Here is a 25649-nt window from a genome sequence, read left to right as displayed (position 1 = left end):
AGGTATGAAAGAAGATTATTACGACATATTAGGGGTGAGTAAAAATGCTACTGCGGCAGAAATTAAAAAAGCCTACCGTAAAAAAGCAATACAGCATCACCCAGATAAAAATCCTGGTGACGCAAAGGCAGAGGAATTATTTAAGAAATCTGCAGAGGCTTATGAGGTATTAAGCGATGCAGATAAGAAAGCGAGATACGATCAATTTGGTCATGCTGCTTTTGAAGGTGGTGCCGGAGGCGGTGGCGGCTTCGGAGGAGGCATGAATATGGATGATATCTTTAGTCAATTTGGAGATATTTTTGGCGGCGGAGGCTTTGGTGGTTTTGGCGGTTTTGGCGGTGGTGGTGGCCAGCGTAGAGTTAAAGGTAGTAACTTAAGAATCCGTGTAAAACTTACTTTAGAAGAAGTTGCTAATGGTGTAGAGAAAAAAGTTAAAGTTCGTAGAAAAAAACAAGCAGAAGGGGTTACCTATAAAACTTGCGAAACTTGCGGAGGACGCGGACAAGTAACTAAAATTCAAAATACCATTTTAGGAAGAATGCAAACTTCTGCAGCTTGTAGTAGTTGTGGAGGTAGCGGACAAATAATAGATAAAAAACCAAACGGAGCAGATGCACAAGGTTTAATAGTAGAAGAGGAAACAGTTTCTATTGCTATTCCTGCAGGAGTAGAAGAAGGTATGCAGTTAAAAGTTACAGGAAAAGGAAATGATGCACCAGGAAATGGTGTGCCAGGAGACTTATTAGTAGCTATAGAAACTATAGACCATGATACTTTAAAAAGAGAAGGAGATAATTTGCATTATGATTTGTATATAAGTTTATCTGATGCTGTATTAGGAACCTCTAAAGAAATTGATGCTGTTGGTGGTCAAGTGCGTATTAAATTAGAACCAGGAATACAATCTGGTAAAATTTTACGCTTACGTGGTAAAGGTATATCTAGTATTAATGGGTATGGTAGTGGAGATTTGTTAGTGCATGTAAATGTATGGACTCCAAAAGAGTTAAATAAAGAACAGAAAGAGTTTTTTGAGCGCATGAGAAACAATGATAATTTTGAGCCTAAGCCAGAAAAATCGGATAAATCTTTTTTTGAAAAAGTAAAAGATATGTTCTCATAACTGCGTTTTATTACCTTAATTAAAAAAACGTATATTTGAGATATATTGATTTTATCAATATAAATTTTCTTTTTCATAGCAATTTTTTTCCCATCCTTGAATTTATTTTAAGGGTGGGTTTCTTTTTTTAACAAAAACTCTAAAACTTTTAACAAAAAATCATAAAAAAGAATACGGTTTAAAGCAATTATATATCTTTGGTAAAAAGGCTTACATGAATAATATTTTGGTTACTAAAGAGGTTACCAAACATTTTGGAAAACATATTGCTTTACATAATGTTTCCTTAGAAATTCCTAGAAATAGTATTTACGGACTTCTTGGTCCAAACGGAGCAGGAAAAACAACTCTTATTCGTATTGTAAATCAAATTACACACCCAGATAAAGGGAGTGTTTTTTTTGATGGTGAAAAACTAAAAGCAGAACATATTGCTCAAATAGGATATTTACCAGAAGAAAGAGGTTTGTATAAAAGCATGAAAGTTGGGGAGCAAGCATTGTACTTAGCACAATTAAAAGGCTTGTCTAAAGCAGAGGCTAAAAAGAAACTTAAATTCTGGTTTGAACGTTTAGAAATAGGGGATTGGTGGGATAAAAAAATACAAGAACTATCTAAAGGAATGGCACAAAAAATACAGTTTATTGTAACTGTACTGCATGCGCCAAAACTACTTATTTTTGATGAACCTTTTAGTGGATTTGATCCTATAAACGCCAACATCATAAAAGATGAAATTTTAAAGTTAAAAGAAAAAGGTACTTCTATTATTTTTTCTACACATAGAATGGAGTCTGTAGAGGAGTTGTGTGAATATATTGCCCTAATTCATAAATCACAGAAAATATTAGACGGCAAACTATCCGAAATTAAAAAAGCATATAAGAATAACATTTATAAAATAGGAATGCAGGTTCCTAAAGGAGAAGCTTTATTGGGAGAATTATCTGGTAAATTTAAAATTAGTACATCAGACTATAATATTGTTGAACAACAGTTAGATTTTACAATGCAGTTTCCAGGGAAAGAGACTGGAGAAATATTATCTTATTTATCCTCAAAAGGAAATATAAACAGTTTTGTAGAAACAATACCTTCTGCAAATGAAATTTTTATAAAAACTGTTCAAAGTAAAAATAATAATGAATAAATTATTTTTAATAATTAAGAGAGAATATATAGCAAAAGTGCGTAATAAATCTTTTGTTGTTATGACGTTTTTAAGCCCTGTACTCATGGTAGGAATGGGTGTTTTAATAGCCTATTTAACAAAGATTAATGATAATGAAAAAAGTATTGTAGCGCTATTAAATGAAAGTGATTATTTTTCTAATGAGTTTTTAACTACTGAAGGAACTTCTTTTATTCATTTTAACGAAATAAATTTAGAGACAGCTAAGGACTCTACTTTAAAAATGGGATATTCAGGTTTGTTGTATATACCTAAAGAATCTAATTTAGAGCAAGTAGTTGCTAGGTCTTTTTTTTATAGTAAAAAATCTCCAAATACAAGTTTAATTAGTCGTTTAGAGCTTGTTTTTCAAGATAGGTTAAGAGAAAAAAGATTGCAAAATTTGGGAGTATCTGCAAAAGATTTTTCTGCTTTAAAGGTAAATTATGCTATTAATACAGCTACTTTTAATGGTAAGCAAAATGTAAAAGGAATTAATGAGATTAAGGCTGTAATAGGTGGTGCTTTTGGGTACCTTATAATGATGTTTATTATAATCTATGGTGGTTTTGTAATGCGAAGTGTTATTGAAGAGAAAACAAGCAGGATAATAGAAATTATTATTTCATCTGTAAAGCCTTTTCAATTAATGCTAGGTAAAATTCTTGGAACATCTTTAGCAGGAATAACACAATTCCTAATATGGATACTGTTAGGGTCTCTGTTAATGGTAATAGCTTTTTCTTTTTTAGATATAGAACTCTCTGCTTTACAAAACGGAGCAGAGTTAACTGCAAGTATAAACACTACCATACCAACTATGGATCAAACTATGCAGGTGTATGCACAGGAACTTATAGATATTCCTTGGTTTACATTAATTTCGTTTTTTATAATTTATTTTCTTTTAGGATACCTAATTTACAGTTCTATTTATGCAGCTATTGGTGCTGCGGTAGATAATGAGACAGATACTCAGCAATTTATATTTCCAACTATTTTACCTTTAATGTTGGCTATTTATGTTGGTTTTTTCTCAGTATTTAGTAATCCTCACGGTCCTATTGCTGTTGGTTTTTCAATTTTTCCATTAACATCTCCAATAGTTATGCTAATGAGACTGCCAAGCGGTATTGGAGAAGGAGGTGTGCCGTTGTGGCAACTATTAACTTCAATACTATTGTTAGTAGTTACATTTATTGGGATTGTATGGCTGGCATCTAAAATATACAGAGTTGGTATTTTAATGTACGGTAAAAAACCTACCTACAAAGAAATATTTAAATGGTTAAAATATTAGAATGGATAAGTTAGTAGATTTTTTTAGCGTAATAAAAGATTTTTTGGCATTAGAAATTTATTCTAGTGATAGTGGGCACATTACAATAAGTACGTTATTAACTATTGTAATTGCAATAATTATTGTTACCTATTTGCTTAAATTAATTCACAAGTTAGTAACGGTAAAACTTCCAGAAGAAGATCAAAATAAGTTTCAGAGTATTTTTGGGTTCTTAAAGTATCTTTTTTATATAATGACTGTTCTTACCATATTACACTCTTCTGGTATTAACTTAACAGTATTATTAACGGCCTCTGCAGCACTTTTTGTTGGGTTGGGTTTTGCTTTGCAATATCTTTTCCAAGATATAATTTCTGGAATTTTAATCATTTTGGATCAATCTTTGCATGTAGGAGATATAATAGAAGTAGAAAATAAAGTTGGGCGGGTTTTTGAAATACGATTGCGTACAACAAGAGCCTTAACGCGAGATGATAAAGTAATTGTAATTCCCAATCATAAATTTTTAACAGATAGTATTTATAATTATACACAAAATCATAAAACTACTCGAGAAATGGTGAAAGTTGGAGTAGCTTATGGTAGTGATGTGGATTTGGTTACAAAACTTTTATTAGAAGTAGTAACAGAAGAAAAATCTTTATTAAACAGTCCTAAGCCTTTTGTACAATTTGAAGATTTTGGGGATAGTGCATTATTATTTTCTGTCCATTTTTACATTAAAGATAGTTTTAACGCACCAGGCTTAAAAAGTAAGGTTAGGTATGGAATAAATACTAAATTTAATGAGAATAATATAAGTATTCCTTTTCCGCAAAGAGATGTACATATTATAACAAAGAAATAGCGAAGCATAAAGAAGTTTAGTAGTATATGGGTAAAGTTTTTTTTTATTGTTTGTTTTTTATTTATTGCTTTTTTGGTTATTCGCAAACTCCAGATGTTTTTAGAGCAGAGTATATGCTTTTACCTAAGACTGATGTTGGTAATAGAACATCTAGAATTAAATTAGTTGCTAATGTTCCTATTAAAGTATTTAAAAAAGATGTGCTAGTTGTAGGGGCAGAATATAATCAATACGATTATGAAATTCCATCCACATTAACTGTAGAAGCTCAAGAAGCTTTAGCAAAATTTTATGTGGTAGACTTAAATTTCGGATACGTTCTTAAATGGAATGATGATTGGAGGTTTATAGGTCTAATAACCCCTAGATGGGCTTCAAATTTCTCCATAGAGTTTGATAAAAAGGATTTTAAAATAAACGCAACAGTAGGAGCTTTTAAAGAAAAAAAAGATGTGGAAAAACCTTTTAGATTAGTGTTGGGTTTGTCTTATAACAATACATCGTCAATACGAGTGCCGTTACCCTTTGTATATTATGAGAAAAGATTTCATAAAAACTGGTCGTACACATTAGGGGTCCCAAAAACGGGTTTAAAATATTTTCTAAAGAAGGATCATTTTTTTCAAACTGAATTAATTTTAGACGGGTATTATGTAAATATTCAGAATGATATTTTGTTAGATGATAATAGTACTTCAACTGATGTTTCGTCTACCTCTTTTTTAGCAACTATTGGGTATCAACATAAAATTACTAAAGATATTTCAGTATATCTTATGGGTGGGCATAGTATAATACAAAATGGAACGTTAAGAGATACAGATAGGAATAGTGTGTTTATTTTAAATAATAAACCAGGGTTTTATTTTAGAACAGGAATAAGAATAGGAATTTAAACAAAGCATATGTCAAGAATATTAGTTATTGAAGACGAGTCGTCTATAAGAAGAGTTCTAGTTAAGATATTATCAGAGGAAAATGATCAGTATGTAGTAGAAGAGGCAGAAGACGGTTTAAGAGGCATAGAGATTCTTAAAAATAAAGATTATGACCTTGTGCTTTGTGATATAAAAATGCCAAAAATGGATGGTGTTGAGGTTTTAGAGGCCGCAAAAAAGATAAAACCAGAAATTCCTTTTATCATGATATCTGGTCATGGAGATTTAGATACAGCAGTTAATACAATGCGTTTAGGGGCTTTTGATTATATTTCTAAACCACCAGATTTAAATAGGTTATTAACTACTGTTCGCAATGCTTTAGATCGTAAAGAATTAGTGGTAGAAAATAAAAAACTGAAGAAAAAAGTTAGTAAAAACTACCAAATGATTGGAGATAGTGATGAAATATCTGCAATAAAAGATATGATAGAAAAAGTGGCTCCTACAGATGCAAGAGTCTTAATCACCGGGTCTAATGGTACAGGTAAGGAGTTAGTTGCACATTGGTTACACGAAAAAAGCCCTAGGAGCGCTTCTCCTTTTATAGAAGTTAACTGTGCAGCAATACCATCAGAACTAATAGAAAGTGAGTTGTTTGGTCATGTAAAAGGCGCTTTTACTTCTGCAGTAAAAGATAGAGCAGGTAAATTTGAAGCAGCAAATAAGGGAACTATTTTTCTAGACGAAATAGGAGATATGAGCTTGTCTGCGCAGGCAAAAGTATTACGAGCTTTACAGGAAAATAAAATTTCTAGAGTTGGTACAGATAAAGATGTTAAAGTAGATGTAAGAGTATTAGCAGCTACAAATAAGGATTTAAAAAAAGAAATAGCTGAAGGTAATTTTAGAGAAGATTTATACCATAGATTGGCAGTAATTCTTATAAAAGTTCCTGCTTTAAATAATCGTAGGGAAGATATTCCATTATTAATAACTCATTTTGTAAAAAAAATAACTTCGGAACAAGGTATTGCAACCAAGACCTTTTCTGATAAAGCTATTAAATTATTGAAAAGTTACGATTGGACAGGGAATATTAGAGAGCTACGTAATGTTGTAGAACGTTTAATTATTCTTGGAGGAGCTGAGGTTACTGAAGAAGATGTAAAATTATTTGCTAGTAAATAAGCTTTGTTAATTACAATTATTTAATTGTTCAATAGCGTTTGCAGTAATTTCTTTAGTGCGTAAATTATAGTATTTTTTACCTTCAGATAAATTAGGTTTAAGTAATTGTTGTTCGCAATGTTCAAAAATTTGAGTTGCATAATGTAATGCTTTTTTACAGTCTACAGTTTCCACTATTTTTTGTAAAGATTTTTCGTAGGCAAATAAAGTAGAGTCAATTTTTTTCTCTAATAAAATGCCTTTAGGAGCAGCCAAAGACTTATTTTTTTTGCTAACACCTATGGTATTTACTGCTAAAACATCACTAGCATAATCACTATTATGTAATTCGTGTTTTTCTAATGCTTCTAGGCTTCCTATTGTTTTTTCTAAAGAACGGTTTAGTAATATTTTTGTACTTCTTAGTGTAGTTGCTCTAGTAGCTAAAACTAAATCTTTAAAGCTATCTTCTATACTAGTGGCAGCATAATCACAACCACAGTTATTTAATTGATCTTTTGTTTTTTCAATAGCTTTTATTGCTTTGTAGGCATGATAGCGTGCAACGTTAATATCATTTTTCTTAATTGCTTTTTGTGTTTCGGTTTTTACAAAACCTATATTAGAACCTGCATATTCACATGGTTTACTAGGCTTAAAAGAAGAAAATAAGCAAAGTATTATAGTAAGTAAAATAAAGTAAGAATACTTCATAGTAAAATTAGGTTAAATGTAAAATTTGGGTTATTACAATGTAAAAATACATATTGTTATCTCATTAGTAATAGATTTTCGATGATATACAAATTAATACCGATGAGCCTGCTAAAAGGAAAGTATTAACGGATAAAAGGATATTTATAACAACATTTTTTACCTTTAAAGAAAATAACAATTTACATTTTTAGAATATGCGCACTATAAATTCAGAAACCTATTTAGCAAAGAAGACCACTGTAATTAAGAATTTAAATACAAAAGAGGATTTTAAAGTTACAGACAAAGAGTTAAAAAAGGACTTAAGGTCTATTCGAAAAGATTTAGGAGATTTGCAAGATGTTTTTTATGCGCACGATAAGTATAGCGTATTAATTTGCCTGCAAGGAATGGATACTTCTGGTAAGGATAGTCTAATTAGAGAAGTATTTAAAGATTTTAATGTTAGTGGGGTAAAAGTACATAGTTTTAAGGTTCCTACAGATTTAGAACGAAGTCATAATTATTTATGGAGGCATTATATAGCATTACCAGCAAAAGGAACTTTTGGTGTGTTTAATAGAACGCATTATGAAAATGTGTTAGTAACAAGAGTGCACCCAGAGTATATTATGGGAGAACATATACCAGGAATACATAGCGTAGAGGATATAAATCAAGAGTTTTGGGATAGAAGATTTAGGCAGATTAATGATTTTGAGAAAAACTTAGCAGAAAATGGCACTATTATGTTTAAATTTTTTCTAAACCTTTCAAAAGAAGAGCAAAGACAAAGACTACTACGAAGATTAGCAATAAAAGAAAAGCATTGGAAGTTTTCGCCAGGAGACTTAAAAGAACGTAAATTATGGGAAAGCTACCAAGCTTGTTATGAAGAAGCAATTCTTAAAACAAGTAAAGAACATGCTCCATGGTACATAATACCTGCGGATAATAAAAAAGGTGCACGGGTAATTGTAGCAAGTATCTTATTACAAGAGTTAAAAAAATACAAAGATGTGGTAGAGCCGGCTTTAGATAGTAAAATAATGGCTAATTTAGAGGATTACGAAAACCAATTAAATAATGAAAAATAACATTCTTATACTTATACTATTTTCTGTATTTGTTATTAATGCGCAAACTGCAGATGAAAAACAATTAAAAAGTATTTATAACGCCTCATTAGTAAAGGGACAGGGTTATGATTGGCTTAATTATCTTTCTAACCAAATAGGAGGAAGGCTATCTGGATCTATACAAGCACAAAAAGCAGTAGAGTATACAAAAAAAGAATTAGACTCTTTAGGGTTAGATAGGGTATGGTTACAACCAGTAATGGTTCCAAAATGGGTGCGAGGCACACCTGAGTTTGCTTATTTTGAAACATCACCTGGAGAAACTACAAACATTCCAATATGTGCATTAGGAGGTTCTGTAGCAACACCACAAAAAGGTGTAAAAGCAAATATAATTGAAGTTAAAGGTATTGAAGATTTAAAAGCTTTAGGAAGAAAAAATATAGAAGGGAAAATAGTTTTTTATAATAGGCCAATGGAGCCAACTTTAATAAGTACATTTCATTCTTATTCTGGTTGTGTTGATCAGCGTTATTCAGGAGCAGAGGAAGCTGGGAAATACGGAGCTGTCGGGGTAATTGTAAGGTCGGTTAATTTACGTTTAGACGATTTTCCACATACTGGTTCCATGAGTTATGGGGAGACTCCTGTTGCAAATAGAGTGCCTGCAGCAGCAATAAGTACCAATGGAGCGGAATTGTTGAGTACAACTTTAAAACTTAATCCAGATATAAAATTCTATTTTAAACAAAATTGCAAGCAGTATAAAGATGTAGAATCTTTTAATGTTATAGGGGAAATAAAAGGTACCACTTATCCAAATGAAATTATGATAGTAGGCGGGCATTTAGATTCTTGGGATTTAGGGGATGGCTCTCATGATGATGGAGCTGGAGTGGTGCAAAGTATGGAGGTATTACGTTTACTAAAGGAAACAGGATACAAACCAAAACGTACTATAAGAGTAGTTTTATTTATGAATGAAGAAAACGGTTTACGTGGTGGTAATAAATATGCTGAGGTAGCAAAAAGTAAAAAGGAAAATCATGTTTTTGCATTAGAGAGTGATGCAGGCGGATTTACGCCAAGAGGTTTTTCTTTTGATTGTTCTGATGCAAATTTTAAACAAGTAGAAAGCTGGAAAAAACTATTTGAACCTTATTTAATTCACATGTTTGTAAGAGGAGGTAGTGGAGCAGATGTAGGTCCTTTAAAAAATGAAAACATAGTATTAGCAGGACTAAGACCAGATTCTCAAAGGTATTTTGACCACCATCATGCAGAGAATGATACTTTTGAACACGTAAATAAAAGAGAATTACAACTTGGAGCAGCAACAATGGCAAGCTTAGTGTATCTTTTTGATACTTACGGAGTAAAGTTACCTCCAAAAATTAAAGGGTAATATTATTAACTAAAATTTAGGAGATGATTCTAAGGTAAATGCTGTAATAGCGTGGTGAAAACTTTTAAAAATTAGTATCTTTGCCGCTCATATAAAAATAGCATTATGCAAGACGGCATTTACGCAAAATTCAATACAACTAAAGGTGAGATATTAGTAAAACTCACACATGATAAAACCCCAGGAACTGTAGGTAACTTTGTTGCTTTAGCAGAGGGTAAAATGGAAAATTCGGCAAAAGCAGCAGGAGAAGCTTATTATGATGGATTAAGTTTTCATAGAGTAATCCCAGATTTTATGATTCAAGGTGGTTGCCCACAAGGAACAGGAACAGGAGACGCCGGTTATAAATTTGATGATGAGTTTCATCCAGATTTAAATCATAGTGAACCAGGAGTTTTATCTATGGCAAATGCTGGTCCTGGTACTAATGGTAGTCAATTTTTTATAACGCATGTACCAACGCCATGGTTAGATAATAAACATACAGTATTTGGAAATGTAACATCTGGACAAGAAGTTGTTGATGCTGTAGCACAAGGAGATAAAATTGATAGTTTAGAGATTGTACGTGTTGGTGAGGAAGCTAACGCTTGGGATGCGTTACAAGCATTTAAAACTTTTGCAAGTTCTGGAGAAGAAAGAAAAGCAGCAGAAAAAGCAAGACAAGCAGCAGAATTAGATAAAGTAGCAGCTGGTTTTGACCAAACAGAAAGCGGTTTACGTTATAAAATGATTCAAAATGGTTCTGGAGCGCAAGCAGAAAGTGGAAAGAAAGTATCTGTACACTATGAAGGCTCTTTATTAAGTGGTCAAGTTTTTGATTCTTCTTATAAGCGTAATGAACCAATAGATTTTCAATTAGGAATAGGGCAAGTAATTCCAGGATGGGATGAAGGTATTGCTTTATTAAAAGTAGGAGATAAAGCCCGTTTTGTAATACCATCTAATTTAGCGTATGGTAGTGCAGGAGCAGGTGGCGTTATACCACCAGATGCTACTCTAATTTTTGATGTAGAATTAATGGGTGTAGGATAAATTACTTACTCTATAATACATAAAAGCCCTTTTCTGTAATAGAAATGGGCTTTTTTTTATATAATTTTTTTAGGTTTTTTCTGATTTTTAAAACTCAAAATAAAAAAAATACAGTTCAAAATTAAAAGGGAAAATACAATACTAAAGAAAGTTGCCATAAGTAAAATATTAAGAATACTAGATTTGTAGTTGTTTGTTTATAAAACAACAGGACTAGTAAATACCCTACCTGTAATAGTTATTTTTTAGCTTTTCCTAAGCTAAAAAAAAGTAATACAGCATTAATAAAAAGTAATACAAATAAAATTGAAAAAAAAGTTGTCATAAATATATGTTTAGTTCTTTGGGGAACTTAATACGTTTTACTATTTAGATAAAGAATTTATAAAAGGTTGCGTAATTATATTAATAAAACGCAAAAGTAGTTAATTTCTTACATTTTAAATATTAAAAAAGAAAAACCCAAACATATATGTTTGGGTTTTTACTATAAAAAAGTTAAAATCGTTACCTAGTCAACTACTTTCACATTAACGGCGTTTAATCCTTTTTTACCTTGTTGTAATTCAAATTCTACAACATCACCTTCACGAACTTCATCGATCAAGCCAGAAATGTGTACAAAGTGATCTTCGTTTGAACCATCTTCAGTGATGAAACCATAACCTTTGGAATCGTTGAAGAATTTTACTGTTCCTTTACTCATAATACAAATATTAAATAATTATTAAAGCGCAAATATACTGTTAAATTATTAAATGTAAGATTTTTAGTAAGTTATCTTTAGGTTATGAGCTTTTTATGTTATAATTATTTACATTTTTTTATTTAACAGTAACAAATTTAGTTAAATATCACTTTGTAAGATTCTTTTAGCTTTTTTTAAGTGCTGTAAATAACTTATGTTATACTAAATTTTTAGTAAGATTAAAGAATTAACCATTATTATTAAGTTGTTCTTCTATGAGTTGTTTACTATTTGTAGGATTTGTTCTGTTTATTTTTATAGAATCGCAATTATTAAAATCTTTAAATTTTTTGAGCTCTTTTGTAAGAGTTTTAGAAAATTCATCAATTTTTTTAAGCGAAGGTTCTAAAACTAAATTGTTTACGTGTAATATTTTATCTTTTCTATATGCTTTACAATCCATTCGCGCAGCAAATTTACCATCCCATAAAATTGGCAATGAAAAGTAACCATATTTTCGTTTAGCTTCAGGGACATAACATTCTATTAAGTAATCAAAATTAAATAAATCTTGCATTCGTTTACGCTGAATTAATAAATTATCAAAAGGAGATAATATTTTTAATTTACTACGGTATAGAGGTTTATTAAGTAAGTTTATAGTTTCAGGTAGTATGTAATATATTTTATTATTTACATTGCATTTTAGGACTTCATTACTTAGAAGCATTTCTTCTAAAGCTTTACTAATATTAGGTTTTATATTTTTTAGTAAATATGCTATTTCATTGCTTTGAGCAAGTCCGTTTGCATTTAAATATTTTTTAATTAAAAAGCGGGCATGCTCTTCTGGAGAAGGTAAACTGGTATTTGTATTTTCTGGTATAACCCTTTCTGTAATATCATAAACTTTATGAAAATTTTTACGAGAAGAAATCATTAATTCTCCTTGCATAAATAAATACTCTAAGGCTTGTTTGGTTGGTTTTGTAGTCCAATCCCCTTTCATTTTTCCAGTATTTTCAAAATCTTTAGCCATTAAAGGGCCTTCTTTTGTAATACGCTCTAGAACCTGTTGCATTAGTTTTTTATTGGGATTATACCAGTGCTTTTGGGTTCCAAGTACTAAATCATTTTTTCTAGGAAGGCTATATCTATACTCTTTTATTGGTAAGTAAGCAGCTGCATGAGACCAATATTCAAATACTTTTTTTTCTTTAATTAATTCTGATAAATGCGTGGTTTGGTAACGAGGGTTTCTAGTCCATAAGGTATGATGATGTGCACGTTGAACAACAGAAATAGTGTCAATTTGTATATACCCAAGATGTTCAATAGTATTTAATGTAGCAGATAAAGCACTTCCAGTAATTTTTGCAGTTAGTACTTTTTGAGATAGCAATATAATTTTTTGGGCTTCTTTACTAGAGAGTATTTCTACTTTTTTAGTCATTTTGTTTTATAGTATAAAAAGTTAAGATGTTTTAGCCCGCAAAATACTAAGGTACTATTTGTATATGTCTATTTATTATAAATAGACATAAGAAAAGGGTTAGCTAAAGACTTAGCTAACCCTTTAAATAAAGCTTTTATGTAACATTATTTGGTAGGGTCTGGCGTCATTCTTAAATAAGGTTTTATTTCGTTAACCCCTTTACTAAAAATTTCTTTTGCTTGTGGCGTAGGTATAGCCGGACTTACTACAACATCTTCTCCGTTTTTCCAATTTGCAGGTGTTGCAACTTTATGGTTTGCTGTAAGTTGTAAAGAATCTACAACTCTTAATAATTCATAAAAATTACGACCTGTGGATGCTGGGTACGTTAAAGTAAGTTTTACAGTTTTATCTGGAGCTATAATAAATACAGAACGTACTGTAAATGTACTGTTAACTCTAGGATGAATCATATCATATAAATGGGATACTTTTTTATCCTCATCCGCTATAATAGGGAAGTTTACTGTTGTTTCTTGTACTTCATTAATATCTTTTATCCATTCTCTATGAGAATCTGCACCATCTACACTTAGTGCTAACATTTTTACATTACGCTTGTCAAATTCTCCTTTAAAGTTTGAAGCTGTTCCTAATTCTGTAGTACATACAGGAGTGAAATCTGCAGGGTGCGAAAATAAAATTCCCCAAGAGTCTCCTAAGTATTCATATAAATTTATAGTTCCCATAGAACTATCTGCTGTAAAATCCGGGGCTGTATCACCTAATCTTAATGTTGCCATATGTTCTTTTTTTTTTAATTAAAAAATTATCCTACAAAATTACTAGATTAATAATTATAACCGTAAAAATGAAGTTAAAACTGTATTAAAGTTTGTGTTATTTTCTAATTTAACAATAATGAGGAAACTATTTTTCTTAATCACAGAACTTAGTATCTTTAAGGTATGGAGCAAAACATAGAGAAGTTAAAGTACCCAATAGGGAATATGAAATTTCCAGAAATAGTTTCTAAAGAATTATTAGAAGAATGGATTTTAGATTTAGAAAATTTACCAACTAATTTAATAGAGTTGGTAAAAGATTTATCTGCAGAACAGTTAGAGGAGCCTTACCGTCCTGGTGGTTGGACTGTTAGGCAATTAATACATCATATTGCAGATAGTCATCATCATAGTTATACGAGATTTAAATGGGCTTTGTCTGAAAACAAACCATTAATAAAAGCATATGAAGAAAAAGATTGGAGCGAACTTTTTGATGCTAAAACTGCACCTATTAATTTATCTCTAAATTATTTAAGTGCATTACATGCAAAGTTGGTATATCTTTTACGTGGATTATCTTCAGATGATTTAAAGAAAAGTTATATGCATCCAGAAGGTAATATAGAAGTTACCGTTTTAGAAAATATTTATAAATATGCATGGCATAGTAATCACCATTACGCACATATAAAAGGATTGTTAGATAGAAAAGGTTGGTAATTGTATTTTAGTTTTTCCATTTAATATTACAGCCTATACTTGGTTTTTGAGTAGAATTTATTTCTTTATTTTCTAATAGGTTGTCTATTGCAATTCTTAAGTCGATGCCAGAAATTGGTATGCCATTTCCAGGTCTAGAATCATCTAATTGGCCTCTATATACTAATTCTAGATTAGCATTAAATAAGAAAAAGTCAGGAGTGCAAGCGGCATCATAAGCCTTAGCTGTTTCTTGTGTTTCATCATATAAATATGGGAAGCTATATTTTTCTTTTAGGGCAACTTTTTTCATTAATTCAGGAGAATCTTGCGGGTAATTAATAACGTCATTACTAGAAATAGCAATAAATTGAATGCCTTTTTTCTGGTAGTTTTCTGCCATTTTTACAATTTCTGGGTTTACATGAATAACAAATGGGCAATGATTGCAAATAAACAGTATTAAAGTTCCTTTTTCTCCTTTCCATTGTGTAAGAGTTTCTTCTTTTAATGAAACAGTATTTAATAAATTAAAACCTGGAGCTATTGTACCTAAGGGTAACATGTTACTTGGTGTTCTTGCCATGACATTTTTTTATTTTAAATATAAAAGTATTTAAGGTAATCTTTGCAATATAAAAGGGCATTTTTTAACTTCAAAAAAATATTTAGTAAGACATGAAGGATTTAATTAGTTGGGAAGATTTTTCTAAAATAGATATTAGAGTAGGTACTATTATAGCTATTAATGATTTTCCTGAAGTGCGTAACCCTGCTTTTAAGCTAGAGGTAGATTTTGGTGAAGAAATAGGAATAAAAAAAACATCAGCACAAATAACAAAATTATATACTAAAGAAGATTTGCTAGGCAAACAGGTTACAGCAGTAGTAAATTTTCCTAAAAAACAAATAGCTAATTTTATGAGCGAATGTCTTATTTTAGGAGCTGTAGATGGGAAGAGTGTTACAATATTGCAACCTACTGCTATAGTTTCTAACGGACTTAAAATTTCATAATTACATGCAAATAGCCTCTTTAGATGCTCTTAAAATAAATTTTGATGCGCAAGCTTTATGGACTCTAAATTTTGCTTTGGCATGGATAATGTTTGGTATTGCATTAGAAATTTCTTTGTCAGATTTTAAAGAACTTTTAAAGAAACCAAAACCCATTTTGGTTGGCGTTTGTAGTCAATTTATTTTTTTACCAATTGTAACATTTTTATTAGTTTATATTGTAAAGCCAACCCCAAGTATTGCTTTAGGAATGTTTATGGTAGCGGCTTGTCCTGGTGGGAATGTATCAAATTTTATTACCCATTTAGCAAAGGGAAACTCTGCATTATCTGTAAGTTTAACAGCATTAGCAACGTTACTTGCAATTGTAATGACACCTTTGAATTTAAAGTTTTGGGGTAGTTTGTATTTGCCAACGGCAACGCTATTAGAAGAAATTGCAATTTCTCCATTAAAAATGATACAGCTTGTAGCTTTATTACTTGGAGTTCCATTAATTTTAGGGATGTTGGTAAAGTATAAGTTTCCTATTATAGCCCAAAAGGCTGCAAAAGTTCTTAAAATAGTTTCTTTACTATTTTTTATAGTATTAATTTTTATTGCACTTTTTAATAATCGAGATATATTTTTAGAGTATATTTTTTATGTTTTAGGAATTACAATTTTTCATAATCTATTAGCATTTTTTACTGGATTTTCATTTGCGAGTATTTTTCAATTATCTGCTAGGGATAAAAGGGCAGTAACTATAGAAACTGGAATACAAAATTCTGGTTTAGGACTGCTTTTAATTTTTACTTTTTTTGAAGGTTTAGGAGGTATGGCATTATTAGCGGCTTTCTGGGGAGTGTGGCATTTAGTTTCGGGTTTAATTTTGGCTACTTATTGGAATAAAAAACAAATAAAAAAATAGTTTTCATTGAATAATATAGGATATCAGCTAATTAGAAGTTGGGTAAAGTTTAGTTTACATTTTTACTTTAAAAAAATAAAAATTCATGGGGTAGAAAATGTACCCAAAAATAAAGCTGTTTTATTTTTGCCAAACCACCAAAATGCTCTTATAGATGCGCTTTTAATAGCAGTAAGTACTGGTAGGAAACCATATTTTTTAGTTAGGTCAGATGTTTTTGCAAAACCTTTTCTAAAAAAAATATTTAGCTTTCTAAGAATGCTTCCCATATATAGAATTAGAGATGGTAGAAGTTCTTTAAAAAATAACGAAGCAATCTTTAATACCTGTGCTAGTTTACTTTGTAATAAGGAAGATGTTCTGGCTTTTCCTGAAGCCAGTCATAGTCTTATAAGAAAGGTGAGACCTTTAAGTAAAGGGTTTACTAGAATACTATTTGCAGCATTGCATAAGAATCCTAATTTAGATATAGTAATTATTCCTGTAGGGGTTAATTATAAAGAGGCTGTTAGTTTTCCTGATAAGGCAGCACTTTTCTTTGGAAACCCTATTAAAATAACAGATTGGTATAACAGTGAAAATTTAAATGAATCTGTTACAAAAATTAAAGATTTAGTATCTAATCAGCTAAAAAAAATAACCACACATATTAAGGATGATGAGAATTATAATAATATTATTAAAAAAATAGAGGTAGATAATTTAAACTATTTAAATCCTGAAAAAGTAAATATAGCAATTAAAGCATATGATTTAAAAGAAGATATGGAGTTAATATCTACAAAAAATATAAGAAGGAAAGGTTTTTTTTATTATTTGTTTGTTCTTTTAAATTTTCCAATTGTTTTTTTGTGGAAAAAAGTACTAGTTTCAAAATTACCAGAAAAAGAGTTTACAGCAACTTTTAGGTTTGCTTTAGCTTTATTTATGTACCCAGTATTTTTTACACTACTATCTTTAGTACTCGGTTTTTCTTTTAGTTGGTCTTTAGGTTTTATAGTGGTAAGTGTTATAATTATGTATGATTACTTATATGTAAAGTTTGGATAAAAAAAATGCTCCTTAACAATAAAGAGCATTTTGGAAAAGTATATTTTATAGATTAAATATCATCAAAACTTACATCGGTAAAGTTTTCTGTAGAAGAGCTTGGTTCTTCTTCTTTCTTAACTTCTTCCTCTTTTTTAAAGTCTTTTTGGTGTCTTTCTGAAATAACTTCGGAACCTTTTTCGTCAATGATAAAATCCATCATCTCTTCTACATTTTCTTTAAAAGCAGTAAAATCTTCTTTATATAAATATATTTTATGCTTCTTGTAGTGGAAAGTACCATCATCATGTGTAAACTTTTTACTTTCAGTAATAGTTAAATAGTAATCTCCTGCTTTTGTGCTTCTAACATCAAAAAAATAAGTTCTTCTTCCTGCTCTTAATACTTTGGAGTGTATTTCTTCCTGATCCATTAAATCTCTATCGCTCATTTTAATCTAGTTTCTAAATTATTTAATATGATATTATTCTATCAAAAATGAAAAAAAAAAGCGTATCGAGCAACAATTTTTTAATTTTCTTTCTCTAAAAGCTGATTCTTGTACAATTCTTTGTAGTATCCATTTACGCTATTTAGTTGTTTATGAGTACCTTCTTGTATTAATTTTCCGTCTTCTAAAACTAGAATTTTTGAAGCGTTTTTAGCAGAAGAAACTCTATGACTTACAATAAGCGTAGTTCTGTTTTTTGATGCTGTTTTTAAATTATTTAAGATTTCTTCTTCGGTTTCTGTATCTACCGCAGAAAGGCAATCATCAAACAAATATATATTTGGGTTTTTTAAAAGAGCTCTAGCAATAGAAACTCGCTGCTTTTGTCCGCCACTAAGCGTAATTCCTCTTTCTCCTAAAACAGTATCATATCCTCCAGCAAAATCCGAAATATTTTTATGAACTACAGCCTTTTTAGCTACCGTAATAACTTCATCATCTGTAGCGTTCTCTTTTCCAAATTTAATATTGTTTTTAATAGAGTCCGAAAATAAAAATGCATCTTGTGGTACCGCTCCAATGCCTTCTCTTAAGTTAATTAAATTTAGGTGGTTTATAGGTTTATTGTCTATTAAAATTTCTCCAGAAGAAACATCATAAAGCCTAGAAATTAAATCTAAAATGGTAGATTTTCCAGAGCCAGTTTTGCCTATTATAGCAACAGTTTCTCCGTTTTCTATTGTAAAAGATATATTTTTTAAAGCTGTAATATTTGTGTCTTCATAAGTAAAGCTAACATTCTTAAATTCTATTTTTCCAAAAATTGGTGTTCTTTCTTCAACAGTATTTTTTATAGAGGGTTGTTCTTTTAAAAAAGCATTAATTCTTTTTTGAGACGCTTCTGCTCTTTGTATAATAGAAGTTAACCAACCAACAATTGCAACAGGCCAAGTAAGCATATTTACATAAAGAACAAATTCTGCAATTAAGCCAACTCCTATTTCTCCATTTATATATTGTTTGCCACCAATATATATTACAAATAAATTACTAATACCAATAAGTAAAATCATAAGAGGAAAAAACCAAGCATTTACCTTAGCTAGGTTCATACTCTTTTCTTTTCCTTCTAGAGCTAAAACACCTATATCTGTATTGGTTTGTGGTTCTAATGAATATGCTTTAATTACAGAAACACCAGAAAAAACTTCTTGGGTAAATGTAGATAGAGAGGATAAATATTCTTGTACAACAGTACTTCTTTTGTGTATTACTTTACTTATTTGATATATTAAAACCGATAAAATAGGTAACGGTAATAAAGTATACATTGCTAGGGTAGGAGCTTTAATAAACATTAAAGGAATAAGACATACAAAAAGAGTTAAGGTTTGCATACCATACATAATGGCGGGACCAGAATATAAACGTACTTGGTTTATATCTTCACTAATACGGTTCATTAAATCGCCAGTACGGTTTTGCTTATAAAAACTTAAACTAAGACGTTGGTAATGGTCAAAAACTTCATTTTTTAAATCAAACTCAATATGTCTAGATACATTTATTATAGTTTGACGCATTAAAAAAGTAAAAAAACCAGAAAGTAAAGCTGCAGCAATAATTATTAAAATATATTGTAATAATAAATCTTCTCCTTCTCCTTTTGTTAAAGTAGAACCAATAGTATTTTCTAAAACTGAAATAGATTTATTAACATAAGTAGGCAAGACTAACTGAAAAACACGTGCAATTATGGTTATAAGAATACCAATTACTAGTTTTTTCCAATATTTTTTAAAGTATTTATTTAGATGTTTTAATTCCTTCATGTGTTATAATAAGGGGAATATTGTGGTTTTATAGAACAATGTGGCAAAGATAACTTTTTGATGTTTAACCAAATGTTATAAAATACATAAGATAATTAGAAATGTTGTGTCTAGTTTTTAAAATAGATGCTTACTTTTACAGCCTCAAAGTTTAACCTATTTTTTTATTTTTAAGTTCTTAAAAACATGCTTACAAGAAGACACATTAGGGTAAAAGTAATGCAAAGCATTTATGCCTTGATACAATCTAAAGATGATTCTTTAGAAAAACAGAAAAAATTTTTAGATGTAAGTATAGAAAATATGTACAGCCTGTACCTATTGTTACTTAGCTTATTGATAGAGGTACACCAAATGGCCGATAATCAATTAAAATTATCTTCAAAAAAGTATATAGCTAGTACAGGAGACGACTTACCTTTTAAAGAAAAGTTTGTTGCTAATAAATTACTATTACAATTAGTAAACAATGAACAACTTAAAGAAGAGTTAGAGATACGTAAGTTAGATAACTGGTATTTAAATGAAGAATACGTAAAATTAATTTATAAAAGTATTCTAGAGAGCGATAGGTATTTAAAATATATGCATACCAAAGACATTTCTTACGACAAAGATAAAGAGTTGATTATAGATTTGTTTAAAGAAATAATTGCTCCAAATGAAAAGATTTACGATTATTTTGAAGACGATAAACTTACTTGGGTAGATGATATTCCTATTGTAAACACCTATTTACTAAAACATTTAAAGAAAGTAAAGGAAAACTCAAGAGATGCTTTCTTTTTGCCAAGTCTTATAAAAGATGAGGAAGATATGCAATATGCACAAAAATTATTATCTAAAACATTATTAACTAATAGTGAGTTAGAAAAAGAAATTGAAGGAAAAACTCCTAATTGGGATAAAGACCGTATTGCAGGTATAGATGCTATTTTAATGAAAATGGCAATTTGTGAATTGTTAAACTTCCCATCTATTCCAGAAAAAGTTACAATAAATGAATATTTAGAAATAGCAAAAGAGTATTCTACTCCAAAAAGTAGCATATTTATTAACGGTATTTTGGATAAATTGGTAAAAGAATATAAAAAAGAAGGAAAGCTTAACAAAATAGGTAGGGGGCTCTTATAAAAATATTTTTTAATTTTGTAATAAATAAAAAAACAACAATAATGAAAAGAATTCTTTTAATGACCGCTTTATTTTCTGCATTTACATTTGTGTCTTGCAAAGAAAAAGCATCTAGTAAAATAAAAACAGAAAATGTAGCTGTTGCTGCAGAAAGAGACGAAGCTTCAAAAGCTTTACCTGTAATGTCTTTTGATAAATCTGAACATGATTTTGGGACTATTACACAAGGAACACCGCAAGAGACAGTATTTACTTTTACAAATACAGGAACAGGGCCATTAATTTTAACAGATGCTAAAAGTAGTTGTGGTTGTACTATTCCAGAATACCCGAAGAATACGCCAATAGCTCCAGGAGAAACAGGAGAGTTATTAGTTAAATTTAATGGGTCAGGGCAAAACCAAATAACAAAAACAATTACGGTAACTGCTAACACGGCAAAAAAGTCTGAAACTTTACGTATTAAAGCATTTGTAAACCCTAAAGGAGCAACTCCTGTTGGACCAACAGCTAACTAAATAATTAATTTTAAATAAATAACATGGGTGATATTGGACAGTTTTTGCCAATGATTTTAATTTTTGTTGTCGCATATTTTTTTATGATACGACCACAAATGAAAAGGCAAAAAGATGAACGCAAATTTGGAGAAGAATTAAAAAGAGGGGATCGTATTGTTACTAAAAGTGGTTTGCACGGTAAAGTAATAGATTTAAATGATAAGGATGCTTCTTGCGTTATTGAAACCATGGCAGGAAAATTAAAATTTGACCGTTCTGCAATTTCAATGGAAATGAGCAAAAAGTTAAATGCTCCAGCTTCAGAGAAAAAGTAAGATTTTAGTTTTTATATAATTTAAAAGATCAGCATTATTGCTGGTCTTTTTTGTTTATAAAATATCTTTAGGTAGTATTTTACGTGTCCAAGTTTTTAAACGTTTGTAGTTGCTAACTTCACTATCCGGATTGTAATCTAATGTAATATGCCAAGAGTTTTCTGGTTTAAACTCTTCCTCCATGCCTTCTAAGACAAATTTTGTTATTTCTTTAGAGTTTATTATAGTTATACATTCTGTATTTAAGTTGGCACTCCTAGGGTCTAAATTAAAAGTGCCAATAATTGTTGTTTTGCCATCTATGACCATAGATTTTGCATGTAGTCCAAAAGTAGGCTTATAATCCAATTCCTCTTGGAGAGCACCTGTCATTATTTTGGTTTGCTCTGCAGCATCTGGTTTAAACTCATATATTTTTACTCCTGTTTCTAATAACGCTTCACGGTCTGTTTGGTAACTACTAAAGGCTTCTACATTATCTGTAGATGCTAAACTGTTAGTTAGGATTCTAACTTTAACACCGCGTTCTACAACTTCTTTAAAAAGATTTTTACCAAGCTCAGAAGTAATTAAATAAGGGGTTTGTATTTCTATACTTTTTTTTGCGCTTTTTACCAGTTTTAAAAGTTTACTGGTTGTAATGCCACCACCTCCTAAGCCGCTTTCGCCGTCATTTTTTCCTGGAAAATCAGAAACAAAAGAAACAGAATCTGTCCAAACTAGCTTATCCGATTCTTTTAAAGATTTAAATACCTGAGGTAAGTTTTGAATTTTTTCGCGTACTTGTGGCCAAAAATTTTCAGGATTACACGCATATTCATGTAATTTAGAAAATCGGTCTTTATCATTAAGTTCCTCGGGTAATGTATCCGTTAATTCTATAGCAGGCACACTTAAATCACTATCCCAAAATTGTTGAAAAGACGTATTTATCTGTTTTGTTTCTTTTCCTAATAATAAAACATCACGGTCTCTAAAATTATATTCATGGTCATAATCAAAATATTCATCAGCAATATTACGTCCGCCAGTAATAACAACCTGCTTGTCTACAACAAAAGTTTTGTTATGCATGCGTTGGTTGGCAGACCTAAAGTCTGTTGCAAATTTTCCTATTTTTTGAAAAATATTTTTACCAAGATTTACTCCAGGGTTATAAATTCTAATTTCTATATTTTCATGTGCATTAAGAGAAAGAATATCCTTAAAACCACCATCTACCATAATATCGTCTATTAATAAACGAACTTTTACACCTCTGTCTGCTGCACGTACAAGATAATCGCTAGCTATTAATCCTATATTGTCTGTAGAAAATATAAAGTACTGTATGTCAATGCTTTTTTCGGCATATTCGCACAGCCAAGCTCTAGTAACCATTGCAGTGCCACCATCTTCTAATACATAAACCCCTGTTTTATCTTGCATTAAAGGTTTAACTTCTTTTAAGGCAGCAGAAAGAGAAATGGTAGTATCTCTTTTTATATTTTGGCAATTAGTAGAGGTCTTTGTCATTATTTTTTCTTCTTTACAGCAGAGAATTAATAATAGTATTAAAAGTGAAAAAAAGGTTTTTTTTATCATAGTTATTTTTGAAAAAAACTTAATAGTTAGCAATTACGGTATTTATCGTTTAAGCCAATACCTTTTTCTATTAAAGGAATGATTTTTTGTAACCTTGAAATTTTTGTTTTTTCTTGTTTAGCTAAAACTATGTATTCTGTATATTCTTTTTGCTTATAAGCAGGTAGTTTCTTGAAGGCTTTTTTTGCGATACTATTTTCTTTCAAAACTTTAGATAATATGGATGGAATTTTTAAGGTACTAACTTTCTTTTTAACTGTAGAAATTTTTAAGCCCTTTCTTTCATTTTCTATGGCTTCGTTACAATATTCTAGTACTCTCTTGGTGTTTATTTTATCTTCAGCCGTAAACTTCCATTGGCGCATTGCTTTAGTTTTACCTTCTTGAGCATTTTTTAAAACCTTGATTGGGTCCGTTAAAAACACCCCATTAAAAAACCAGATGCCATAGTGGTTTTTAAATTTACCAAGCGATAAAACGTTTTTATTATTAATGGTATAGGTAGGTACACTCCATTTAAAATTTTCTGCTAAATCCGTAGATAAGAGAAGTTTTCGGAGTATTTCTATTTCTATTTTAAAAGTGTGTTCTTCAGAAAAATACTTTTCTAGCTTTTCAGAAGTTTCCATAATATTACGCTTTAGCAGCAGTAATTTCGGCAATTTTTACGATAACTCCAACTGCTTGTACCATGCTTTCTGCAGGAACATATTCATATTTACCATGAAAATTATGCCCGCCAGCAAAAATATTAGGACAAGGGAGTCCCATATAACTAAGTTGAGAACCATCTGTTCCTCCTCTAATAGGTTTTATAATAGGTTTAATTCCTATAGATTCCATTGCTCTTTTAGCAATTTCTACCACATACATTACGGGTTCAATTTTTTCGCGCATATTATAATATTGATCTTTAATATCTATAGTTATGCAATTTCCATGAATAGAATTTAATTTTTCGGTTATTTTTAAGAGTAGTTGTTTGCGTTCTTCAAACTTTTCTCGGTCGTGATCTCTAATAATTAATTCAAAAGTAGCTTGTTCTATTTCTCCTTGCATATGGTGAACATGAAAAAAACCTTCTCTGTCAGTGGTATGCTCTGGAGTTTCTTCCATAGGTAAAATAGACATAAATTCATTGGCAATGTTTATAGCATTTACCATTTTTCCTTTTGCGTAGCCAGGATGCACACTTTTACCGGCAACTGTTATTTTTGCTCCAGCGGCATTAAAATTTTCGTACTCTAACTCACCAATTTGACTACCGTCCATGGTGTAAGCCCATTTTGCTCCAAATTTTTCAACATCAAACTTATGAGCACCTCTACCTATCTCTTCGTCTGGTGTAAATGCAATTCTAATTTTGCCGTGTTTAATTTCTGGGTGTTTAATAAGATATTCCATAGCAGTTACAATTTCTGCAATTCCGGCTTTATCATCTGCTCCTAGAAGTGTAGTTCCATCGGTAGTAATTAATGTTTGTCCTTTGTATAAGAGCAAATCTTCAAAATAATTTGGAGATAGAATTATATTTTTTTCAGCATTTAATACAATGTCTTTCCCATCATAATTTTTTATAATTTGTGGGTTAACATTTGTCCCAGAAAAATCTGGGGTTGTGTCAAAATGAGAAATAAAACCAATAGTGGGTACTTCTTTGTCTATATTACTAGGCAAGGTTGCCATAATATACGCATGGTTGTCTATAGTAACATCTTCTAGACCAATGCTTTTTAGCTCATTTACTAATTCTAGAGCTAAGTTCCATTGTTTCTCAGTGCTAGGAGTGGTTTTAGATTCAGGATTGCTTTGGGTGTCAATTTTTACGTAACTTAAAAACCGATTAATAAGATGCTGCATTACTATAATTTTTATTCAAAAATAGGGTTTCTAATGTATAAATTATAATATTGTAGTGTGTTAAAAGTAAGTTTATTATCACTTTTGTTGGTACAGTTAAAAAAGTGCTTTTATTGTAAATTTTAATTACTTATTAGGAGAAGGTTTTAGTAAAAATGTAAATAAATGGAGTGTATTAAATATAGTAGTATTATAGTATTTGTTTTTTCTTGTTTTGTTAGTTTTTCGCAAGATTGTACTTTAAATGTAGGGGGTGGTAATGTAGAAACTATTGTTTCTGTTTTTCAGTTAAATACAAACCAGAAAAATAAACTGGAAGATTTAAAAGCTGCTTATGGTTTAGAGGCAAAAACTATAGAGGATGAAATAGAAAAGTTATTAGAAGAACACCCACAGAGTACGCCACAGGAACTAGAACTTTTGGGGAATAAATATTTAGTGCTTAAAAACAAATTAGCCGATAAAGCTGAAGAAACAGACCTTAAGTTGTTAGAAAGTTTTAACGAAAAACAATATAATCGTTATATAGAACTTTGTAAAGAAGCGTATAGAAAACCCTTTGTAATAACACCAGTAGTTTACAAAGATAGTATTGCTCCAAAATAATTTGAAAGTTCTTTTAAAAAACAGAGCTAGAAGAAGAAATTACTCAGGTTGAGTTTGTACTTTTG

General features: G+C 30.4%; 27 protein-coding genes. 17 read left to right on the top strand and 10 right to left on the bottom strand.

What is annotated here, in order from left to right:
- Positions 1 to 4: 4 nt before the first annotated feature.
- The 6 genes from dnaJ to CLV91_RS12065 all read left to right on the top strand — a co-directional run bounded on the left by dnaJ (position 5) and on the right by CLV91_RS12065 (position 6516).
- Positions 5 to 1126 (top strand): molecular chaperone DnaJ, encoded by a 1122-nt coding sequence (dnaJ, locus tag CLV91_RS12090; protein WP_121068310.1) that lies wholly within the window; start codon positions 5 to 7, stop codon positions 1124 to 1126.
- Positions 1127 to 1340: 214 nt separating this feature from the next.
- Positions 1341 to 2276, top strand: coding sequence for an ABC transporter ATP-binding protein (locus tag CLV91_RS12085; protein WP_121068309.1), 936 nt, complete (start codon positions 1341 to 1343; stop codon positions 2274 to 2276).
- Positions 2269 to 3597: an ABC transporter permease gene (locus CLV91_RS12080; protein WP_121068307.1), complete on the top strand. Its 1329-nt coding sequence runs from the start codon at positions 2269 to 2271 to the stop codon at positions 3595 to 3597. Before CLV91_RS12085 ends, CLV91_RS12080 begins: the two co-directional genes overlap by 8 nt.
- 1 nt (position 3598) lies before the next feature.
- Positions 3599 to 4447, top strand: a complete 849-nt coding sequence (locus CLV91_RS12075) for a mechanosensitive ion channel family protein (protein WP_121068305.1) — start codon at positions 3599 to 3601, stop codon at positions 4445 to 4447.
- Positions 4448 to 4473: 26 nt separating this feature from the next.
- Positions 4474 to 5343: a DUF6268 family outer membrane beta-barrel protein gene (locus CLV91_RS12070; protein ID WP_121068303.1), complete on the top strand. Its 870-nt coding sequence runs from the start codon at positions 4474 to 4476 to the stop codon at positions 5341 to 5343.
- Positions 5344 to 5352: 9 nt separating this feature from the next.
- A complete protein-coding gene (locus CLV91_RS12065; protein ID WP_121068301.1) occupies positions 5353 to 6516 on the top strand; it encodes a sigma-54-dependent transcriptional regulator in 1164 nt (387 codons plus the stop codon).
- A gap of 6 nt (positions 6517 to 6522) precedes the next feature.
- On the opposite strand, the gene CLV91_RS12060 is transcribed toward CLV91_RS12065, so the two are convergent.
- The gene (locus CLV91_RS12060) at positions 6523 to 7209 is read right to left on the bottom strand and encodes a hypothetical protein (RefSeq protein ID WP_121068299.1); all 687 of its coding nucleotides are present in this window, start codon (positions 7207 to 7209) and stop codon (positions 6523 to 6525) included.
- Between the two features lie 197 nt (positions 7210 to 7406).
- Between CLV91_RS12060 and CLV91_RS12055 the strand changes: the two genes are divergently transcribed.
- The 3 genes from CLV91_RS12055 to CLV91_RS12045 all read left to right on the top strand — a co-directional run bounded on the left by CLV91_RS12055 (position 7407) and on the right by CLV91_RS12045 (position 10713).
- On the top strand, positions 7407 to 8288 hold the full coding sequence (locus CLV91_RS12055; protein ID WP_121068297.1) for a PPK2 family polyphosphate kinase: 882 nt from the start codon (positions 7407 to 7409) through the stop codon (positions 8286 to 8288).
- On the top strand, positions 8278 to 9675 hold the full coding sequence (locus tag CLV91_RS12050; RefSeq protein ID WP_121068295.1) for a M20/M25/M40 family metallo-hydrolase: 1398 nt from the start codon (positions 8278 to 8280) through the stop codon (positions 9673 to 9675). The genes CLV91_RS12055 and CLV91_RS12050 overlap by 11 nt, the downstream gene beginning before the upstream one ends.
- A 105-nt stretch (positions 9676 to 9780) precedes the next feature.
- On the top strand, positions 9781 to 10713 hold the full coding sequence (locus CLV91_RS12045; RefSeq protein WP_121068293.1) for a peptidylprolyl isomerase: 933 nt from the start codon (positions 9781 to 9783) through the stop codon (positions 10711 to 10713).
- A gap of 511 nt (positions 10714 to 11224) precedes the next feature.
- Here CLV91_RS12045 and CLV91_RS12040 read toward each other — a convergent pair.
- The 3 genes from CLV91_RS12040 to CLV91_RS12030 form a co-directional block, all read right to left on the bottom strand.
- Positions 11225 to 11419 carry a cold-shock protein gene (locus tag CLV91_RS12040; protein ID WP_013304911.1) on the bottom strand — a complete coding sequence of 65 codons (195 nt, stop codon included), beginning with the start codon at positions 11417 to 11419 and terminating at the stop codon, positions 11225 to 11227.
- A gap of 229 nt (positions 11420 to 11648) precedes the next feature.
- The gene (locus CLV91_RS12035) at positions 11649 to 12854 is read right to left on the bottom strand and encodes a winged helix-turn-helix domain-containing protein (RefSeq protein ID WP_121068291.1); all 1206 of its coding nucleotides are present in this window, start codon (positions 12852 to 12854) and stop codon (positions 11649 to 11651) included.
- Positions 12855 to 13000: 146 nt separating this feature from the next.
- The gene (locus tag CLV91_RS12030) at positions 13001 to 13639 is read right to left on the bottom strand and encodes a peroxiredoxin (protein WP_121068289.1); all 639 of its coding nucleotides are present in this window, start codon (positions 13637 to 13639) and stop codon (positions 13001 to 13003) included.
- A 165-nt stretch (positions 13640 to 13804) separates the two neighbouring features.
- Here CLV91_RS12030 and CLV91_RS12025 point away from each other — a divergent pair, with 165 nt between their 5' ends.
- Positions 13805 to 14344, top strand: coding sequence for a YfiT family bacillithiol transferase (locus CLV91_RS12025; RefSeq protein ID WP_121068287.1), 540 nt, complete (start codon positions 13805 to 13807; stop codon positions 14342 to 14344).
- A gap of 7 nt (positions 14345 to 14351) precedes the next feature.
- Here CLV91_RS12025 and CLV91_RS12020 read toward each other — a convergent pair whose 3' ends face one another.
- Positions 14352 to 14909 (bottom strand): thioredoxin family protein, encoded by a 558-nt coding sequence (locus tag CLV91_RS12020; protein WP_121068285.1) that lies wholly within the window; start codon positions 14907 to 14909, stop codon positions 14352 to 14354.
- 92 nt (positions 14910 to 15001) lie between these two features.
- Here CLV91_RS12020 and CLV91_RS12015 point away from each other — a divergent pair, with 92 nt between their 5' ends.
- Genes CLV91_RS12015 through CLV91_RS12005 form a run of 3 tightly spaced genes read left to right on the top strand, consistent with a single transcriptional unit; the run spans position 15002 to position 17303 of the window.
- Positions 15002 to 15340: a tRNA-binding protein gene (locus CLV91_RS12015; protein ID WP_121068283.1), complete on the top strand. Its 339-nt coding sequence runs from the start codon at positions 15002 to 15004 to the stop codon at positions 15338 to 15340.
- A gap of 4 nt (positions 15341 to 15344) precedes the next feature.
- On the top strand, positions 15345 to 16253 hold the full coding sequence (locus CLV91_RS12010) for a bile acid:sodium symporter family protein (RefSeq protein ID WP_121068281.1): 909 nt from the start codon (positions 15345 to 15347) through the stop codon (positions 16251 to 16253).
- 6 nt (positions 16254 to 16259) lie between these two features.
- Positions 16260 to 17303 carry a lysophospholipid acyltransferase family protein gene (locus CLV91_RS12005; RefSeq protein WP_121068280.1) on the top strand — a complete coding sequence of 348 codons (1044 nt, stop codon included), beginning with the start codon at positions 16260 to 16262 and terminating at the stop codon, positions 17301 to 17303.
- Between the two features lie 52 nt (positions 17304 to 17355).
- Here the strand turns inward: CLV91_RS12005 and CLV91_RS12000 are convergent, their stop codons facing one another.
- Both CLV91_RS12000 and CLV91_RS11995 read right to left on the bottom strand, forming a co-directional pair.
- Positions 17356 to 17733, bottom strand: coding sequence for a PUR family DNA/RNA-binding protein (locus CLV91_RS12000; protein WP_121068278.1), 378 nt, complete (start codon positions 17731 to 17733; stop codon positions 17356 to 17358).
- 80 nt (positions 17734 to 17813) lie between these two features.
- Entirely contained in the window at positions 17814 to 19565 is a 1752-nt protein-coding gene (locus tag CLV91_RS11995) for an ABC transporter ATP-binding protein (RefSeq protein WP_121068276.1), read from the bottom strand.
- Positions 19566 to 19751: 186 nt separating this feature from the next.
- Here CLV91_RS11995 and nusB point away from each other — a divergent pair, with 186 nt between their 5' ends.
- From nusB to yajC, 3 genes are read left to right on the top strand one after another with little or no spacing between them, the layout of a single operon-like run.
- The gene (gene nusB / locus CLV91_RS11990; RefSeq protein ID WP_121068274.1) at positions 19752 to 20699 is read left to right on the top strand and encodes a transcription antitermination factor NusB; all 948 of its coding nucleotides are present in this window, start codon (positions 19752 to 19754) and stop codon (positions 20697 to 20699) included.
- A 41-nt stretch (positions 20700 to 20740) separates the two neighbouring features.
- The gene (locus CLV91_RS11985) at positions 20741 to 21217 is read left to right on the top strand and encodes a DUF1573 domain-containing protein (protein ID WP_121068272.1); all 477 of its coding nucleotides are present in this window, start codon (positions 20741 to 20743) and stop codon (positions 21215 to 21217) included.
- A gap of 23 nt (positions 21218 to 21240) precedes the next feature.
- Positions 21241 to 21534, top strand: coding sequence for a preprotein translocase subunit YajC (gene yajC, locus CLV91_RS11980; RefSeq protein WP_121068270.1), 294 nt, complete (start codon positions 21241 to 21243; stop codon positions 21532 to 21534).
- Between the two features lie 54 nt (positions 21535 to 21588).
- Here the strand turns inward: yajC and CLV91_RS11975 are convergent, their stop codons facing one another.
- The 3 genes from CLV91_RS11975 to pepT form a co-directional block, all read right to left on the bottom strand.
- Positions 21589 to 23049: a phospholipase D family protein gene (locus CLV91_RS11975; protein ID WP_245987185.1), complete on the bottom strand. Its 1461-nt coding sequence runs from the start codon at positions 23047 to 23049 to the stop codon at positions 21589 to 21591.
- Between the two features lie 95 nt (positions 23050 to 23144).
- Positions 23145 to 23747 carry a YdeI/OmpD-associated family protein gene (locus tag CLV91_RS11970; RefSeq protein ID WP_121068266.1) on the bottom strand — a complete coding sequence of 201 codons (603 nt, stop codon included), beginning with the start codon at positions 23745 to 23747 and terminating at the stop codon, positions 23145 to 23147.
- A 4-nt stretch (positions 23748 to 23751) separates the two neighbouring features.
- On the bottom strand, positions 23752 to 24978 hold the full coding sequence (gene pepT, locus CLV91_RS11965) for a peptidase T (protein WP_121068263.1): 1227 nt from the start codon (positions 24976 to 24978) through the stop codon (positions 23752 to 23754).
- Positions 24979 to 25143: 165 nt separating this feature from the next.
- On the opposite strand from pepT, the gene CLV91_RS11960 reads away from it, so the two are divergent.
- Positions 25144 to 25584, top strand: coding sequence for a hypothetical protein (locus CLV91_RS11960; RefSeq protein ID WP_121068262.1), 441 nt, complete (start codon positions 25144 to 25146; stop codon positions 25582 to 25584).
- The last annotated feature ends 65 nt before the right edge of the window (positions 25585 to 25649 follow it).

Source organism: Maribacter vaceletii (assembly GCF_003634105.1).
Classification (GTDB): Bacteria; Bacteroidota; Bacteroidia; order Flavobacteriales; family Flavobacteriaceae; genus Maribacter_B; species Maribacter_B vaceletii.
This window is presented reverse-complemented; position numbering and strand designations above follow the sequence as displayed.

What these genes read in the sequence shown, in the direction of transcription:
- dnaJ (WP_121068310.1), top strand. Translation starts at nt 5, where the DNA reads ATGAAAGAAGATTATTACGACATATTAGGGGTGAGTAAAAATGCTACT.
- CLV91_RS12085 (WP_121068309.1), top strand. Translation starts at nt 1,341, where the DNA reads ATGAATAATATTTTGGTTACTAAAGAGGTTACCAAACATTTTGGAAAA.
- CLV91_RS12080 (WP_121068307.1), top strand. Translation starts at nt 2,269, where the DNA reads ATGAATAAATTATTTTTAATAATTAAGAGAGAATATATAGCAAAAGTG.
- CLV91_RS12075 (WP_121068305.1), top strand. Translation starts at nt 3,599, where the DNA reads ATGGATAAGTTAGTAGATTTTTTTAGCGTAATAAAAGATTTTTTGGCA.
- CLV91_RS12070 (WP_121068303.1), top strand. Translation starts at nt 4,474, where the DNA reads ATGGGTAAAGTTTTTTTTTATTGTTTGTTTTTTATTTATTGCTTTTTT.
- CLV91_RS12065 (WP_121068301.1), top strand. Translation starts at nt 5,353, where the DNA reads ATGTCAAGAATATTAGTTATTGAAGACGAGTCGTCTATAAGAAGAGTT.
- CLV91_RS12060 (WP_121068299.1), bottom strand. Translation starts at nt 7,209, where the DNA reads ATGAAGTATTCTTACTTTATTTTACTTACTATAATACTTTGCTTATTT.
- CLV91_RS12055 (WP_121068297.1), top strand. Translation starts at nt 7,407, where the DNA reads ATGCGCACTATAAATTCAGAAACCTATTTAGCAAAGAAGACCACTGTA.
- CLV91_RS12050 (WP_121068295.1), top strand. Translation starts at nt 8,278, where the DNA reads ATGAAAAATAACATTCTTATACTTATACTATTTTCTGTATTTGTTATT.
- CLV91_RS12045 (WP_121068293.1), top strand. Translation starts at nt 9,781, where the DNA reads ATGCAAGACGGCATTTACGCAAAATTCAATACAACTAAAGGTGAGATA.
- CLV91_RS12040 (WP_013304911.1), bottom strand. Translation starts at nt 11,419, where the DNA reads ATGAGTAAAGGAACAGTAAAATTCTTCAACGATTCCAAAGGTTATGGT.
- CLV91_RS12035 (WP_121068291.1), bottom strand. Translation starts at nt 12,854, where the DNA reads ATGACTAAAAAAGTAGAAATACTCTCTAGTAAAGAAGCCCAAAAAATT.
- CLV91_RS12030 (WP_121068289.1), bottom strand. Translation starts at nt 13,639, where the DNA reads ATGGCAACATTAAGATTAGGTGATACAGCCCCGGATTTTACAGCAGAT.
- CLV91_RS12025 (WP_121068287.1), top strand. Translation starts at nt 13,805, where the DNA reads ATGGAGCAAAACATAGAGAAGTTAAAGTACCCAATAGGGAATATGAAA.
- CLV91_RS12020 (WP_121068285.1), bottom strand. Translation starts at nt 14,909, where the DNA reads ATGGCAAGAACACCAAGTAACATGTTACCCTTAGGTACAATAGCTCCA.
- CLV91_RS12015 (WP_121068283.1), top strand. Translation starts at nt 15,002, where the DNA reads ATGAAGGATTTAATTAGTTGGGAAGATTTTTCTAAAATAGATATTAGA.
- CLV91_RS12010 (WP_121068281.1), top strand. Translation starts at nt 15,345, where the DNA reads ATGCAAATAGCCTCTTTAGATGCTCTTAAAATAAATTTTGATGCGCAA.
- CLV91_RS12000 (WP_121068278.1), bottom strand. Translation starts at nt 17,733, where the DNA reads ATGAGCGATAGAGATTTAATGGATCAGGAAGAAATACACTCCAAAGTA.
- CLV91_RS11995 (WP_121068276.1), bottom strand. Translation starts at nt 19,565, where the DNA reads ATGAAGGAATTAAAACATCTAAATAAATACTTTAAAAAATATTGGAAA.
- nusB (WP_121068274.1), top strand. Translation starts at nt 19,752, where the DNA reads ATGCTTACAAGAAGACACATTAGGGTAAAAGTAATGCAAAGCATTTAT.
- CLV91_RS11985 (WP_121068272.1), top strand. Translation starts at nt 20,741, where the DNA reads ATGAAAAGAATTCTTTTAATGACCGCTTTATTTTCTGCATTTACATTT.
- yajC (WP_121068270.1), top strand. Translation starts at nt 21,241, where the DNA reads ATGGGTGATATTGGACAGTTTTTGCCAATGATTTTAATTTTTGTTGTC.
- CLV91_RS11975 (WP_245987185.1), bottom strand. Translation starts at nt 23,049, where the DNA reads ATGACAAAGACCTCTACTAATTGCCAAAATATAAAAAGAGATACTACC.
- CLV91_RS11970 (WP_121068266.1), bottom strand. Translation starts at nt 23,747, where the DNA reads ATGGAAACTTCTGAAAAGCTAGAAAAGTATTTTTCTGAAGAACACACT.
- pepT (WP_121068263.1), bottom strand. Translation starts at nt 24,978, where the DNA reads ATGCAGCATCTTATTAATCGGTTTTTAAGTTACGTAAAAATTGACACC.
- CLV91_RS11960 (WP_121068262.1), top strand. Translation starts at nt 25,144, where the DNA reads ATGGAGTGTATTAAATATAGTAGTATTATAGTATTTGTTTTTTCTTGT.